Annotated in this window: 11 protein-coding genes and 1 pseudogene; 8 read left to right on the top strand and 4 right to left on the bottom strand. The window is 70.9% G+C overall.

The features are described 5' to 3' along the window. Positions 1–21: 21 nt before the first annotated feature. From mfd to BWI15_RS16385, 3 genes are read right to left on the bottom strand one after another with little or no spacing between them, the layout of a single operon-like run. Positions 22–3,663: a transcription-repair coupling factor gene (gene mfd, locus BWI15_RS16395; protein ID WP_077015278.1), complete on the bottom strand. Its 3,642-nt coding sequence runs from the start codon at positions 3,661–3,663 to the stop codon at positions 22–24. Further along, the gene (gene pth / locus BWI15_RS16390; protein WP_077015277.1) at positions 3,660–4,235 is read right to left on the bottom strand and encodes an aminoacyl-tRNA hydrolase; all 576 of its coding nucleotides are present in this window, start codon (positions 4,233–4,235) and stop codon (positions 3,660–3,662) included. The genes mfd and pth overlap by 4 nt, the downstream gene beginning before the upstream one ends. A 47-nt stretch (positions 4,236–4,282) precedes the next feature. Then, positions 4,283–4,927, bottom strand: coding sequence for a 50S ribosomal protein L25/general stress protein Ctc (locus tag BWI15_RS16385; protein ID WP_077015276.1), 645 nt, complete (start codon positions 4,925–4,927; stop codon positions 4,283–4,285). 358 nt (positions 4,928–5,285) lie between these two features. Here BWI15_RS16385 and BWI15_RS16380 point away from each other — a divergent pair, with 358 nt between their 5' ends. From BWI15_RS16380 to BWI15_RS16345, 8 genes and pseudogenes are all read left to right on the top strand, one after another. Then, on the top strand, positions 5,286–7,772 hold the full coding sequence (locus tag BWI15_RS16380) for a TIGR03773 family transporter-associated surface protein (RefSeq protein ID WP_077015275.1): 2,487 nt from the start codon (positions 5,286–5,288) through the stop codon (positions 7,770–7,772). Between the two features lie 3 nt (positions 7,773–7,775). After that, positions 7,776–9,330 (top strand): annotated as a pseudogene (locus BWI15_RS16375) (anchored repeat ABC transporter, substrate-binding protein). Continuing rightward, positions 9,327–10,145, top strand: a complete 819-nt coding sequence (locus BWI15_RS16370) for a choice-of-anchor M domain-containing protein (protein WP_077015274.1) — start codon at positions 9,327–9,329, stop codon at positions 10,143–10,145. Before BWI15_RS16375 ends, BWI15_RS16370 begins: the two are co-directional and overlap by 4 nt. Then, positions 10,142–10,888 (top strand): anchored repeat-type ABC transporter ATP-binding subunit, encoded by a 747-nt coding sequence (locus BWI15_RS16365; protein ID WP_077015273.1) that lies wholly within the window; start codon positions 10,142–10,144, stop codon positions 10,886–10,888. The genes BWI15_RS16370 and BWI15_RS16365 overlap by 4 nt, the downstream gene beginning before the upstream one ends. A 35-nt stretch (positions 10,889–10,923) precedes the next feature. After that, positions 10,924–11,754, top strand: coding sequence for an anchored repeat-type ABC transporter permease subunit (locus BWI15_RS16360; protein WP_077016017.1), 831 nt, complete (start codon positions 10,924–10,926; stop codon positions 11,752–11,754). 11 nt (positions 11,755–11,765) lie between these two features. Further along, positions 11,766–12,410, top strand: a complete 645-nt coding sequence (locus BWI15_RS16355) for a choice-of-anchor M domain-containing protein (RefSeq protein WP_077015272.1) — start codon at positions 11,766–11,768, stop codon at positions 12,408–12,410. Then, positions 12,407–13,045 (top strand): choice-of-anchor M domain-containing protein, encoded by a 639-nt coding sequence (locus BWI15_RS16350; protein WP_083750807.1) that lies wholly within the window; start codon positions 12,407–12,409, stop codon positions 13,043–13,045. Before BWI15_RS16355 ends, BWI15_RS16350 begins: the two co-directional genes overlap by 4 nt. A 98-nt stretch (positions 13,046–13,143) precedes the next feature. Next, complete coding sequence (locus BWI15_RS16345; protein ID WP_143465640.1) at positions 13,144–13,791, top strand: hypothetical protein; 648 nt, start codon at positions 13,144–13,146, stop codon at positions 13,789–13,791. Here the strand turns inward: BWI15_RS16345 and BWI15_RS16340 are convergent. Then, positions 13,784–14,545: a DUF1932 domain-containing protein gene (locus tag BWI15_RS16340; RefSeq protein ID WP_077015270.1), complete on the bottom strand. Its 762-nt coding sequence runs from the start codon at positions 14,543–14,545 to the stop codon at positions 13,784–13,786. The genes BWI15_RS16345 and BWI15_RS16340 overlap by 8 nt on opposite strands. Positions 14,546–14,559: the final 14 nt, after the last annotated feature.

Below are 14,559 nucleotides of genomic sequence, written 5' to 3'. Positions count from 1 at the left end.
TGAAACTTTTCGGTGTTGAACTCATTGGGCCGTGGCCCCCACGGGCTCGGCGATCACATCGTCGATCAGTCTGGTGCACCACTGCAGCAGCTCCTGGTCGCGCAGCGGCTGACCGGCGACCGGCCGGGTGGCAGGTCTCGGCACCAGGATCGTACGCAGTTGCGGCTTCACCAGACTCTTCGGGTACAGCCTGTTCAGCCGCAGCACCTTCGAGTCGGGCAGGTCGACCGGGCCGAACCGGATCAGATTGCCCTGCAGGGTGACGTCGTGCAGCCCCGCCGCCCGGGCGTGGTTGCGGAACGTGGCCACCTCGATCAGGTTCAGCACCGGCTGCGGGATGTCGCCGTACCGGTCGTGCAGTTCCTCGACCAGCTCGGCCACGCCGGCCTCGTCGCGGACCGCCGCGATCCGCTGGTACATCTCCAGCCGCAGCCGCTGCGAGGGCACGTAGTCGTGCGGCAGGTGCGCGTCGATCGGCAGCTCGATCTTGACCTCGGGCTCCTCGGCCTGGGTGTCGCCGCGGTACTCCGCGACCGCCTCGCCGACCAGCCGTACGTACAGGTCGAAACCGACGTCGGCGATGTGCCCGGACTGCTCGCCGCCGAGCAGGTTGCCGGCGCCGCGGATCTCCAGGTCCTTCATCGCCACCGCCATGCCGCCGCCCAGGTCCGCGTGCTGCGCGATCGTGGCCAGCCGGTCGTGCGCGGTCTCGGTGAGCGGCTTCTCCGGCGGGTAGAAGAAGTAGGCGTAGGCGCGTTCCCGGCCGCGGCCGACCCGGCCGCGCAGCTGGTGCAGCTGGGACAGGCCGAGCAGGTCGGCGCGCTCGACGATCATCGTGTTCGCGTTGGAGATGTCGATGCCGGACTCGACGATCGTCGTACAGACGATGACGTCGGACTGCTTCTCCCAAAAACCCTGGATGACCTGCTCGAGGTGGTGCTCGGGCATCTGCCCGTGCGCGACCGCGACCCGCGCCTCGGGGACCAGCTGACGGATCCGGGCGGCCGCCTTCTCGATCGTGTTCACCCGGTTGTGCACGACGAAGACCTGGCCCTCGCGCAGCAGCTCGCGCCGGATCGCGGCGGTCACCTGGCCTTCCTCGTACGCGCCGACGAAGGTCAGCACCGGGTGCCGTTCCTCCGGCGGGGTGGCGATGGTGGACATCTCCCGGATGCCGGTGATCGACATCTCCAGCGTGCGCGGGATCGGCGTCGCCGACATCGTCAGCACGTCGACCGCCGTCCGCAGCCGCTTCAGCTGCTCCTTGGCCTCGACACCGAACCGCTGCTCCTCGTCGACGATGACCAGCCCGAGGTCCTTGAACTGCACCTCGCCCGACAGCAGCCGGTGCGTACCGATCACCACGTCGACCGAGCCGTCGGCCAGCCCGTCCAGCGTGGCCTTGGCCTCCTTGTCGGTCTGGAACCGCGACAGTGGCGCGACGTTCACCGGGAACGCGGCGTAGCGCTCCGCGAAGGTCGCGTAGTGCTGCTGGACCAGCAACGTGGTCGGCACCAGTACGGCGACCTGCTTGCCGTCCTGGACCGCCTTGAACGCCGCCCGGACCGCGATCTCGGTCTTGCCGTAGCCGACGTCGCCGCAGACGATCCGGTCCATCGGGGTGACGCGTTCCATGTCGCGCTTCACGTCGTCGATGGTGGCCAGCTGGTCCGGCGTCTCGACGAACGGGAACGCGTCTTCCAGCTCGGCCTGCCACGGGGTGTCCTTGGCGAACGCGTGGCCCTTGGTCGCCTGGCGCGCGGCGTACAGCTTGATCAGCTCGCCGGCGATCTGGCGGACCGCCTTGCGGGCGCGGCCCTTGCGCTTGGCCCAGTCGCCGCCGCCCATCTTGTCCAGCGTGGGCTGCTCACCGCCGACGTACCGGGTGACCTGGTCGAGCTGGTCGGTCGGCACGTACAGCCGGTCGCCGGGCTGGCCGCGCTTGCTCGGCGCGAACTCGATCACGACGTACTCGCGGGTGGCCTTCTGCTGGCCGGTGCCGACGGTGCGCTGCATCATCTCGACGTACCGGCCGACGCCGTGCTGCTCGTGCACGACGAAGTCGCCGGGGCCGAGCTCCAGCGGGTCGATCGTCTTCTTCCGGCGGCTCGGCATCCGTTGCTGCGAACGGCGTTCGGCCGCCGAGCGCTGACCGGCCAGGTCGTTCTCGGTGAGCACCGCGAACTTGATGCCTTTAGCAACGAACCCGTGGTCGAGCGCGCCCTGGGAGATCAGTACGACGCCCGGCTCCGGGACACCGTCGATCGAGTCGACCGTCCGGGCCGGCAGTTCCGCCTCGGAGAACACCTCGGCCAGCCGCTGGGCCGGACCGTGGCCCTCGGTGACGCAGACGACCCGCCAGCCGTCGCGCAACCAGCCGCGGACGTCCTCGACGGCGGCGGCGGTCTCGCCCCGGTAAGCCTCGACCTCGTGCGCGGCGATCTGCCGGCTGCGGACCGCGCCGGCGTCGGTGTCGATGTCGAACGAGACCCGCGCGCCCATCGAGTCGCGCAGCTCGGGGCTGTCGGTCGGCGCGGAGACGAACGGCGACAGGCTCCACCAGGCCAGCCCGCGGTCCAGCGCGTGGGTCCGGACGTCGGCCAGCGACATGTACGCCGCGGCACCCAGGTCGATCGGCGCCTCGCCACCCCCGGCGGCCGCCGCCCAGGACGCCTCCAGGAACTCCTGACTGGTCGCGACCAGGTCGTGCGCGCGGGCGCGCACCCGCTCGGGGTCGCTGACCACGACGTGGGTGCCTTCCGGCATCAGGTCGACCAACAGCTCCATGTGGTCGACCAGGACGGGCGCGAGCGACTCCATGCCCTCGACCGCGTGTCCTTCGGCGAGCTTCTCGAACAGCTCGGCCAGCTCCGGGTGCTCCTTGGCCAGTACGGCGGCCCGCGCGCGCACCTCGTCGGTGAGCAGCAACTCGCGGCACGGCGGCGCCCACAGCCCGTGCTCGGCGATCTCCAGCGAGCGCTGGTCGGCGACCGCGAAGTACCGGATCTCCTCCACGTCGTCGCCGAAGAAGTCGACCCGCAGCGGGTGCTCCTCGGTCGGCGGGAACACGTCGATGATGCCGCCGCGGACCGCGAACTCGCCGCGTCGCTCGACCAGGTCGACCCGGTGGTACGCCGCGCCGGCGAGCCGGTTGATCACGTCGTCCAGCTCGACGGTGTCGCCGACGTGCAGCTGGACCGGTCGCAGGTCGGCCAGGCCGGCCACCTGCGGCTGCAGCACGGACCGCACCGGCGCGACCAGGATCTTGATCGGCCCGGTCGTCTCGTCCGTCGGGTCCGGGTGGACCAGACGCCGCAGTACGGCGAGGCGGCGGCCGACCGTGTCGGAGCGCGGCGACAGGCGCTCGTGCGGCAGCGTCTCCCAGGCCGGGTAGTAGGCGACCGTGCCGGGCTCGACCAGGCACTGCAGGGCCTCGGTCAGCTCCTCGGCCTCGCGGAACGTCGCGGTGACCGCGAGCACCGGGCGGTCGGCGCCGAGCCGCTGCGAGGCCAGCGCGGCCAGCAGCACCGGGCGGATCGGGCCGGGCGCGCTGAGGTCGAGGGTGGCGACGCCGTCGGTGCGCAGATCGCCGCGGGCGTCCTGGAGCGTCTCGGCGACCACCGGATCGGTGACGAGGGTGTCGACCAGGCCGGCCAGCTTCACGAGTTGTACTTCCCTTGGGTCACTTCGAGTCCGTCCGCCAGCAGCGACTCGATGGCGTCGGCGGTCCGGTCGAGCTCGAACGGCAGGTCCTTGCGCTCGGTGCTGGAGAACTCGTTCAGCACGAAGTCCGCCGGGTTCTGCCGGCCGGGCGGACGCCCGACTCCGAACCGCACTCGATGGTAGTCACCGGTGCCCACCGACTTGCGGATCGACCGCAGGCCGTTGTGCCCGTTGTCGCCGCCGCCGAACTTGAGCCGCAGGGCGGCGAAGTCGATGTCCAGCTCGTCGTGCACGGCGACCAGGTTGGCCGGCTCGACCTTGTAGAAGCGCAGCAGGCCGGCCACCGGACCACCCGACTCGTTCATGAACGAGCGCGGCTTGGCCAGGATCGTCCGGTAGCCGCTCAGGCGGGTCTCGATCACCTCGGCCTTGGCCTGCTTGTGCTGCTTCCAGCCACCGCCGACCCGGCCGGCCAGCTCGTCGACCACCATCTGGCCGACGTTGTGCCTGGTCTTGGCATAGGAAGGGCCGGGATTCCCCAGCCCGACGACCAACCACACGTCGTCCGCCACGGATCTCCCGGCCCTCTCCTGTTCGTTGCCTGTGTCGGCGAAATGCCTTACTCCGCCGAGGCGGCGACCGGCTCGTCGGTGCTCTCCGGCTCGGCCCGCTCGATGCCGGCCTCGGCCTCGGCCTCGGCCAGCTCGGCGTCCAGCTGCTCGGCGGTCGCGGCGGCGGTCACGTTGACGATCAGCGTGTCCGGCTCGACGGCCAGCGTGGTGCCGGCCGGCAGCTGCAGGTCGGAGGCGTGGATCTGGGCGCCGGCCTCGAGGCCCTCGACGGACACGACGACGCCGTCGGGGATGTGGGTCGCCTCGGCCTCGACCAGGACGCTGGCGTTCTCCAGCACGACCAGGGTCTCGCTGGCGGCGTCACCCTCGACGTGCACGGCGATGTCCACCTGGACCTTCTCGCCACGCTTCACGATCACCAGGTCGACGTGCTCGATGAAGCCCTTGATCGGGTCGCGCTGAACCTGCTTCGGCAGCGCCAGCAGGCTCTCGCTGCCCTCCACCTCGATCAGCATCAGGGCGTTGGCGGTCTTCAGGGCCAGCATGGTGTCGTGACCGGGCAGCGAGATGTGCACCGGGTCCGTGCCATGGCCGTAGAGGACGGCGGGAACCTTGTTGTCCCGGCGGATTCGGCGGGCAGCACCCTTGCCGAACTCCGTGCGCGACTCGGCTTGGATCTTGACCTCGGCCACGAGATGAACTCCCTCAAGCTTGTTGCGGTGATCTGTTGACTGGTGGTGAAACCGGTTGCCGCGGCCTCAGCGGGCACGTCTTGACTCCGGAGAAGGCGTCAGGCAACGAACCACCGCGTCGATCACGGAGCCGCGCCCGCCTAGCACTTCTCGGAGTAGAGCACTTTGACAAGCGCAGTCCGGGGGGCGTCCCTCGCCGAGGCAACCAAAACAGTCTACCCACCACCTGCCCCAGACCGGAAATCCGTTCGAGACCTTCCGGCGGCCGGCGCGCGGACGACGATTTTTCACCGTCACCCGGGCGGGAATCGATCGGCCTTACTGAAAATGATTGTCAAGTCAGTTAGAGTCCCGCTTCGTGACCGCCACTCACCTGTGCCGACGGCTGCTGCTGCCCTTGGCCGTTCTGCTCCTGCTCGTTCCCGCCCTCGTCCCCCGGCCGGCCCACGCCGTACCGGCCGCGCCTGCTCCCGAGGTGCTGCAGGCCGTGCACGCCGACGTCCTGCACACCACGTACGACGGGTCGGCGCTCGGCCTGAAGACCCGGATCGGACTGGTGGACGGCCGGGAGGCCGATCCCGCCGGGCTGGTCTTCAACCTGGAGGACAAGGGGACCGCCAAGCTGGAGGTGCCCGACGTCCCGCTCTTCGCGTTCCTCGGCGCGCCGGGGTCCGCGGTGTGGATCGCGCCGGAGACGCAGGATCCCGAACTGCTGTGGCCGGGCTGGGACACCGAGACGATTCCGGCCGGCGCATTGCAGGACGACGTGGTCGAGCTCAGCCTGGTGAGCGCCGAAGGGCCCGGCCGGGTGGAGGTGTTCTTCAACTACGACGGGGTCAGCTCTGCCGTCACGCGCGTCTTCAGCTCGACCGATCCGGCGTACAGGACGCTGCGGCAGCGGACCGGGGCGCATGTGCACGCCAACTGGGCGTTCAGCGCGCTGGGCACGTACAAGCTGCGGTTCCAGGCGTCGGCGACCACGGCGGCCGGTACGGCGGTGACGAGCGGGCCGGTGGAGTACACGTTCGTGGTGGGCCCGTACGAGCCGCCGACCACGACGCCTCCCACCACGCCGCCGACGACCCCGCCCACCACTCCGCCCACGACGCCTCCGACCACACCACCCACCACCACTCCTCCGACGACGCCACCGACCACTCCTCCGGTGACGCCACCGAGCACTCCACCCACGACCCCGCCGAGCAGCCCACCGCCGTCGGGCTGTGCGGTGACCGTGCTGAGCGCCGGGCACGTCGATCTGGCCGCGCGGACCGTCGCCGGCCGACTGCGCTTCCAGGTGAAGGACGGCACTCGCGGCACCGTCGTCTGGCGTGACCCGGGCTCGGTCGCCTTCCAGGTACGCCCGTCGGCGGACGAGACCGTCCCCGCAGCACCGGCGTACCGGTTCCTGGGCGCGGCGGGCGCGACGGTCTGGCAGCTGCCGCAGACGCAGAACGACGAACTGCTGTGGGCCGGCTGGAACACCGAGGCCGTCGACTACAGCGCGCTGAGCGGCCCGGTCAGCTGGTCGCTGGACAAGGTGCAGGGGCCGGGCAAGGTCGCGCTGTACCAGTTCGACCAGTTCGGTGGGCCGCTGGTGTCGCTCGACAGCGGCAAGGCGCTCCCGCAGCGGATCCAGCTCGCCGGACCGACCCATGCTCATGGCAACTGGGCGTTCACCCGGCAGGGCATCTACCGGTTGACCTTCACCTACTCCGCGACGACGAAGGCCGGTCAGAAGCTGAGCGACACGGCCACTCTGCCGGTCGTGGTCGGCGCGACCGATCCCGCCGGCCTCTGCCCGGGCGGCCCTCCCCCGACCACCCAGCCACCGACCACTCAGCCGCCAACCACCGGGCCTCCGACGACCCCACCGCCGACCCAGCCGACAACGCAGCCGACGCAGGCGCCGAGCACCGACCCGTCGAGCACACCGCCGGCTGCGAACCCCACCCGGACCGCCGCGCCGGGCGGTAGCGGCGGCGACGCGCCGAGCAAGCTCCTGCCCTGCGTGACGACGACCCCGGCAGCCACCACCAGCGCCACCCCCACCGCGACGTCCTCGACCACGACGTCCCCGACCACGTCCACCGCGAGCACAGTGACGTTGAGCAACGGCCACGCGGACTACGCCGTACGCATCGAAGGTGGGGCGCTGTCGTCGCGGATCAAGGACGGCACCAAGCCCGGGGAGCCGGTCTGGCGCGATCCCGGTCAGGTGACCGTGCAGCTGACCTCTGCGGCGAAGACGACAGCGCCCGGTGGCGCCTTCGGCTTCCTCGGAACGGCCGGCGCTCCGCTGTGGCAGATCTCGCAGACGCAGAAGGACGGTGTGGTCTGGCTCGGCTGGAACACCGAGGCGCTCTCCGCCGCGCAGGTGACGGGCGGGGTGGACTGGCGGCTGGACCAGGTGTCCGGGCCGGGCAAGCTGGCGTTGTTCGAGTTCGACTCGTTCGGGCAGCCGAAGGTGATCTTCGACAGTGGTGACGGGTTGCCGGACACCTACCGCGTGCCGCTGGGCACTCACGCGCACGGCAACTGGGCGTTCACGAAGGAGGGCACCTACCGGGTCCGCTTCACCCACACCGCGGCGCTGACGTCGGGTTCGAAGTCGACCGACACCAAAACGGTCACCTTCGTCGTCGGATCGAGCGCTGCTCCTGGTGGCGGTGCGCCTGCAGGTTGGTCCTGTGCCGACAGCTGGTTCGGAAACACCTTCAGGGAAAGCTGCCGACTGCCGGCTGGCTTCGGCGGGTGCACCGGTCGGACTCGCGTGGATCGGTCTCGGCATCGTCCTCGTGCTGCTCGGTGCCGCCGGAGTCGTCGCTGCTCGCCGGCGAGGTGACGCATGAACGGCCGCGCACGACTGACCGCCGCCGTGCTCGCGTTCACCGTCACGCTGACCGGCTGCTCGGCCGGCGCGTCCGAGGACGACGGGAAGGTCACCGTGGTGACCACGACCGAGATCCTCGCCGACCTCGTCCAGCACGTCGGCGGTGATCGGGTGGAAGCCTCGTCGCTCGTCCCCGCCGGCGGCGACCCGCACTCGTACGAACCGACGCCCGCCGACGCCAAGCGCGTCGCCAAGGCGGACGTGACCTTCACCAACCACCTGCTGCTGGAGCCCCAGGCACTGATCAAGGCGGTCGACGCCAACGCCCCCAAAGGACAGCCCGAACGTCTCCCTCGCCGAGGCCGCCGAGTCGTACGGCGCCAACGTGATCCCGCTGGTCGAGAACATCGGCCTCGATGTGCTCTGGCTCGGCCTGCGCGTCCGCGGCACCGGCAAAGCCCGCGGCGCGACGAGAACCTCGTCGGTGCAGCTCTCGGCCACCCAGCTCACCGGCCCCGGCGCGCTGGTCGCCTACCTGACCGAGTCGCTCGGCGAGCCGGATCGGTACTTCGACTCCACCGACGGCCTCGGCCCGGCGGACCGGACGACCCTGCCACCCGCCGCGCACACCCATCTGAACTGGGCTTTCACCAAGCCCGGTGTCTACCGGCTCACCCTCCAGGGCGCACTCGACCTCGGCGACGGGAGCACTCCGCAACGGCTCGGCGCGGGCACGTTCACGTTCGCCGTCGGCGTGGAGCCGCACTCCGTCGCCCCGGCCGCCGGTGGTCGCGCGACGGTGCTCGACAGCGGCCACACCGATCTCACCGTCGATCTGGACAACGGCCAGGTCTACGCGTACTCCGACTCGAAGAAGCCGGGCGCGACCCAGACCGCTGTACCGGCCGGGCAGGTGGTGATCGACGTACCGAACAAGGCGTTGGAGACCGTGCCGGACGACGCGCGGTTCGCGTTCCTCGGCGCGGCCGGGACGCAGGTCCACCAACTGCCGCAAGCCGTGCTCGGCAAGCACGTGCACGGCGAGATCGACCCGCACCTGTGGCAGGACGTGGCCAACGCCAAGGCGTACGTGCAACTGATGCGCGACACGCTCGTGAGCGCCGATCCCGACGGCCGGCAGGTCTACCAGGACAACGCCGCCACGTACCTGCGCGAGCTCGACGACCTGGACCAGTACGTCCGGACCGAGCTCGCCACCATTCCGCCCACCCGGCGCCAGCTCGTCACCACCCACGACGCCTTCGGCTACCTCGCGGCGGCGTACGGGCTGCACGTGGCGGGATTCGTGGTGCCCAACCCCGCTCAGGAGCCCAGCGTGGACCAGGTCCGCACCTTGACCGAAACGATCCGGAACCTGAAGGTGCCGGCCGTGTTCGCCGAACCGAACCTGACCCAGCGCGCCTCGGTGCTCACCCAGGTCGCACACGACCAGGGCGTCCAGGTCTGCTCCCTGTACGGCGACACGTTCGACGCGCAGACCCGGACCTACGCGGCGATGATGCGGCACAACGCCGACGAGCTCACGCGCTGCCTGGGAGGGAAGCGATGAAGGCGCTCGCGCTGTCCGCGCTGCTGCTGTCCACGGCGTTCGTTCCGCTCGCGGCCCACGCCGAGCCCGCACCGACCGAGCAGAAGGTGATCGCCGACGGGCACGTCGATCTCGGCCCGCGGTTCGTCGACGGCCGGTGGACCGTCCAGCTGCGCGACGACACCGTCGACCCCGCGGTCTGGCGGCCGCTCGACACCGTCGTGCTGCAGGCGTCGGCCAAGGCGCAGGTCACGGTTCCGGCCGATCCGGCGTACTCGTTCCTCGGGACGGCCGGGAAGAAGGTCTGGGTGATCCCGCAGGTCCAGCAGGCGGGCATTCCGTGGCCGGGCTGGAACACGCAGGACACCGAGGTCGCCCAGCGGGTCGATCGTGAGGTGACCTGGTCGTTGCAGGGCGTCGAAGGTCCCGGCACCTTCACCCTGTTCCTGAACTCCGACTTCGGCAAGCCGGCGCCGGTGTTCGACAGCCGCAAGCCGTTCCCCCAGCAGACCGGCGTGGACGTCGGCACGCACGTGCACGGCAACTGGACGTTCGATGCCGAAGGCACCTATCTGCTGGACGTCGCGATGTCGGCCCGGCTGACCGACGGCACCACCGTCTCCGACCACGGCACCCTGCGCCTGTACGCCGGCGCCGGCGACGCCCGGACGGCCTTCGCGGTCGAGCCGGCGACGAGCGAGACCCCTGCGAGCACCCCCGCGACCAGCTCGCAGCCGACCGGCGTACCGCGCTGGGCGATCGCCGGTGGCGCGGCAGTGCTGCTCGTCGGCGCCGTACTGGTCGTCCTGCGGCGCACGAGGAAGGCCCGCGGATGAGCGTGCTCGACGTCTCCGGTGTCGCGGTCGACCTCGGCGGCCGGCAGGTCCTGCACGACGTGAACCTCCAGATCGCCTCAGCGGAACAGGTCGGCCTGATCGGTCCGAACGGTGCCGGCAAAACGACGCTGCTGCGCTGCCTGCTCGGGCTGCTCGCCGTTCGAACCGGGACGATCACGGTCAACGGCCGAACGCCCGCCGAAGCCCGCGGCAGCATCGGGTACGTCCCGCAGCGGCACGAGTTCGTCTGGGACTACCCGGTCGACGTGGCCACCGCCGTGATGACCGGCCGGACCCACCGGATCGGCTGGTTGCGTCGCCCCGGCGCGGCCGATCGCGCCGCGGTCACCGAAGCCCTGGAACGCGTCGACCTCACCGATCTGCGCCGGCGGCCGATCGGCGAACTGTCCGGCGGGCAGCGGCAGCGCGTCCTGGTCGCCCGCGCGCTCGCATTGCAGCCACGCCTGCTCCTGCTCGACGAGCCGTTCACCGGACTCGACGTACCGACGCAGGAGATCCTCACCCGCTTGTTCGGTGAGCTGACCGGAGAAGGCATCGCGATTCTGATGACGACGCACGACCTGCCGGCGGCGGCCGACACCTGCAGCCGGCTCTGCCTGCTGAACGAAACCGTGGTCGCCGACGGTACGCCGGAGGAGCTGCGCGACCCCGCCGTCTGGCTCCGGGCGTTCGGCGTCGCCCGGTCCGAGCAGCTCCTGCACAGCCTGGGGGTGACCCGGTGATCGAGTTCTTCACCGAGCCCTGGCAGCACGTGTTCATGCAGCGCGCGTTCCTCGTCGTCCTGATGTCCGGCGTCGTCTGCGGCGTGATCGGCAGCCACGTCGCCCTGCGCGGGATGGCGTTCATCGGCGACGCCGTCGCGCACGCGGTCTTTCCCGGGATCGCGATCGCGTTCGTGCTGCACACCAGCCTGGTGGTCGGCGGCATCGTCGCCGGACTGGCCACCGCGCTGGCGATCGCGGTCGTCTCACAGAACCGCCGGCTCAAGGAGGACACGGTGATCGGCGTGTTCTTCGCCGCCGCGTTCGGCCTCGGCATCGTGGTGATGAGCACCGCCCCCGGGTACGGCGGCTCGCTGGAGTCGTTCCTGTTCGGCTCGGTGCTCGGCATCGGCAGCGCGGACGTGGTCACGGTCGGCGTCGCCGGCGCGGTGCTGCTGCTGATCACCGGCGGCCTGCACAAGGAGCTCGTCACGGTCGGCCTGGACCGGGAGACCGCGCGCGCCGCCGGCCTGCCGATCTTCTGGCTGGACATGGCGCTCTACGCGATGGTGACGGTCGCGATCGTGATCTCGTTGCAGGCCGTCGGCAACATCCTGGTGCTCGCGCTGCTGATCACCCCCGCCGCGTGCGCCCGGCTGCTGACCGACCGGATCGGCCTGATGATGCTGATCGCGCCGGTGATCGGCGCCGGCTCCGGTCTGACCGGGCTCTACCTGTCCTACGCGTTCAACCTCGCCGCCGGCGGGTTGATCGTGCTCACGGCCACCGCCGTGTTCGTCGCCTGCTGGGTGTTCGCGCCCCGGCACGGCCTGCTCAGCCACCGTCGCGGCAGGTCCGCGACGGCCGTGGTTCCCGTCCGCCCGTGAAAGGAAAATCCATGCGCAAACCCTCTCGCGTCGTACTGCCCGTGGTGGCAGTGCTCGCGTCCGCCGGCCTGGCGGTTCCCGCCCAGGCCGCACCCCGGGTCGTGCTCGACCAGGGCCATGTCGATGTCGTCGGGATCGCCTTCGAGGACGGCGCTCTCGACCTGCACGTGCACGACGACACCAGCGGCACCGAGTACACGCCGTCGCAGGTGCAGCTGGTGGCCAAGCCCGGCGCCGAGATCGCGGTGCCGGCCGACCCGGCGTACCGGTTCCTGGGCGCGGCCGGTGGCCGGGCCTGGGTACTGCCGCAGGTGCAGGACCCCGAGCTGCTCTGGCCGGGGATCGGTGCGGAGGAAGTCGCCGCCGGGGTGTTCACCGGTGACGCGCTGAAGGTCGACGTGGTCGGGGTCAACGGCCCGGGCGACGTCAGCATCTTCACCACCGACGCCTTCGGTACGCCGACCGTACTGGTTGACAGCGGCAACGGTCTGCCCGACCGCGTCAGTACGACGGCCGGCGGTCACCTGCACGCCAACTGGGCGTTTGAGGCGCCCGGCACCTACCAGATCAAGGTCCGGGTCACCGGCACGCTGGCCGCCACCGGCCAGCGGGTCAGCTCGGCCGTCGCCACCTACTGCTTCAAGGTCGTGTCGTGAAGGGCCGGGTGCTGATCGGCGCCGCCGCGGCCACGCTGATGACCCTGCTGTCCGTCGCCCCGGCGCACGCCGCGACGACGATCTCGCAGGGACACGTGGACGCCCTCGACGTCGACTGGACCGGTACGGCGCTGACGCTCGACCTGCGCGACGGCACCGTCACCCCGGCGGTGGACCGCAACCCGGCCGACGTCGTGCTCAACGCGGTCGCGGCCAGCAAGACGACCGTGCCGTCGGGTTCGGCGTACGCGTTCCTCGGTACGCCGGGGTCGCCGGTCTGGATCCTGCCGCAGTCCCAGGCCAGCGCCATCGTCTGGCCCGGCCTCAGCACCGAGGGCGTGCCGTCCGGCGCGCTCCAGGGCAACACGGTGAACGTCCGGCTGGTGTCGGCCACCGGTCCGGCCGGCGTGAGCCTCTACACGACCAGCTCCCTCGGTACGCCGACGGTCTGGTACGACAGTGGCAACGGCCTGCCCGACAACCGTTCCTTCCCCGTCAACACCCACGCCCATGCCAACTGGGCCTTCGAAGCCGCCGGCACCTACACCCTCGTCTTCGAAGCGACCGCCACCACGGCAGCCGGCGCCGCGGTCACCACTGGGCAGAAGGCCTACACCTTCACCGTCCAGCCGTAACTCATCCGTGGTTGGGAACGCGGGGGGCGTTCCCAACCACGGGTGGCCCGGCGATCCAGTAGTTTGCTGCGGGTGTCCGTACTGCGCGGGGTCTGCTGATGGGAACGACTGCGGTGGTCGTCCTGCTACTCCTCCTGGTGGTCGGCCTGCTGCTGGTGCCGTACGTCGTGGCGCAGCGGCGGCGGATGTTCGCGGCCCGGGCGGCCGAGGCCGCCGCCCTCGGCTGGCAGCCGACCGATCCGAACCCGTTCCTGGTCGGGGTCGCGCAGCGCATCTACCAGCGCGGCCGAGCCCGACGGGCGATCGCCGGGCACTTCCGGGGGCATGTTTTCCACGCCTTCGACTTCAGTTACGTCAGAGTCAGAAGGCGCTCGGTCCACTTCCACTCGTGCCACCTGATCGCCGTGATCTTGCCGGTGCCGCTGCCGGGCCTGGTGCTGGTGAAGGACAACCCGATCGCCCGAGCCTTCGGCGTTGCGGACCTGGAACTGGAAAGCGGCGCCTTCAACGACACGTTCTGGGTCGACTGCGCCGACGGCCGCTACGCCTCGGCCGTGCTGCACCCGCGGCTGATGGAGTGGATGCTCGCCCACCCCGACCTGGAGTGGCGCATCGAGGGCGACGCGCTGGTGACGTGGGGGCCGGGCGACTACACGATCCCGCAGGTCACCGCGAAGCTCGAAGGTCTCACCGGCGTCGTGGAGCGGCTGGCGCCGTTCGTGCTCACCGACTACCGGCTCAGGTGAGCTTCGTCCACACCTGACGCAACGCCCGCGCGGCGTCGCCTTCCAGGCCGGCCGCGTCCAGCGTCTCGGCCAGCTCGTCGAACTCCGGGCCCCACCGCCACGCCACCGACCGCAGCTGCTCGGGCAGTCCCGGGTCCTTCAGCGAGCCGCCGTCGGGCCGCGTGTGCTGCGCGGTCAGCGCATCGGTCACCCCGTGCTCGGCTGCCAGCTCGAACGCCAGTACCGCCAGCGCGGCCTTGCCCTTGTTGTACAGCGCGTACGCCGACTTCGCCGCACTCGCCGCACCCGGCTCCGCGCCCACCACCATCGGGGTGACCGCCGTCCCGGCCCACAGATCGGCCGCCTGCCGGGCCGCCGCTCCGGACAGCATCAGATGCGTCGGGCTCGGCCCACCCTTCGGCGGCGGACCGACCACCCCGGCGTCCACGAAAGTTGCCTCAGGCAACGCCGCCTGCGCCCGCTCGAGCGACCGCGGCGACAACGGGTTCGCCTCGATGTAGATCCCGGCGAACCCACTGCGCCCGACCTGCTCCGCGATCCCGACGGCTCCCTGCGGCGCACACGAGCAGAGCACCACCTCGGCCGCCCCGAGCACCTCCTCGAACGAGCCGCCGACCAACCCGGCCGCCTCGGCCCGCTCGACGGACGCCGTACTGCGGCCTTCGGGCACCCAGTGCACCTCGTGGCCCGCGGCCACCAACTGGGCGGCCAGCTGCGACCCCATCGCTCCTGGATGGAAAACGGCGACCCGCATCGGCGGCGTCCTCT

Source organism: Kribbella sp. ALI-6-A, from assembly GCF_001984195.1.
Taxonomy (GTDB): domain Bacteria; phylum Actinomycetota; class Actinomycetes; order Propionibacteriales; family Kribbellaceae; genus Kribbella.
This window is presented reverse-complemented; position numbering and strand designations above follow the sequence as displayed.

Excerpts from the sequence above, each read along its gene's own strand:
- BWI15_RS16370 (WP_077015274.1), top strand. The coding sequence starts at position 9,327 with ATGAAGGCGCTCGCGCTGTCCGCGCTGCTGCTGTCCACGGCGTTCGTT.
- BWI15_RS16365 (WP_077015273.1), top strand. The coding sequence starts at position 10,142 with ATGAGCGTGCTCGACGTCTCCGGTGTCGCGGTCGACCTCGGCGGCCGG.
- BWI15_RS16360 (WP_077016017.1), top strand. The coding sequence starts at position 10,924 with ATGCAGCGCGCGTTCCTCGTCGTCCTGATGTCCGGCGTCGTCTGCGGC.
- BWI15_RS16355 (WP_077015272.1), top strand. The coding sequence starts at position 11,766 with ATGCGCAAACCCTCTCGCGTCGTACTGCCCGTGGTGGCAGTGCTCGCG.
- BWI15_RS16345 (WP_143465640.1), top strand. The coding sequence starts at position 13,144 with ATGGGAACGACTGCGGTGGTCGTCCTGCTACTCCTCCTGGTGGTCGGC.
- BWI15_RS16340 (WP_077015270.1), bottom strand. The coding sequence starts at position 14,545 with ATGCGGGTCGCCGTTTTCCATCCAGGAGCGATGGGGTCGCAGCTGGCC.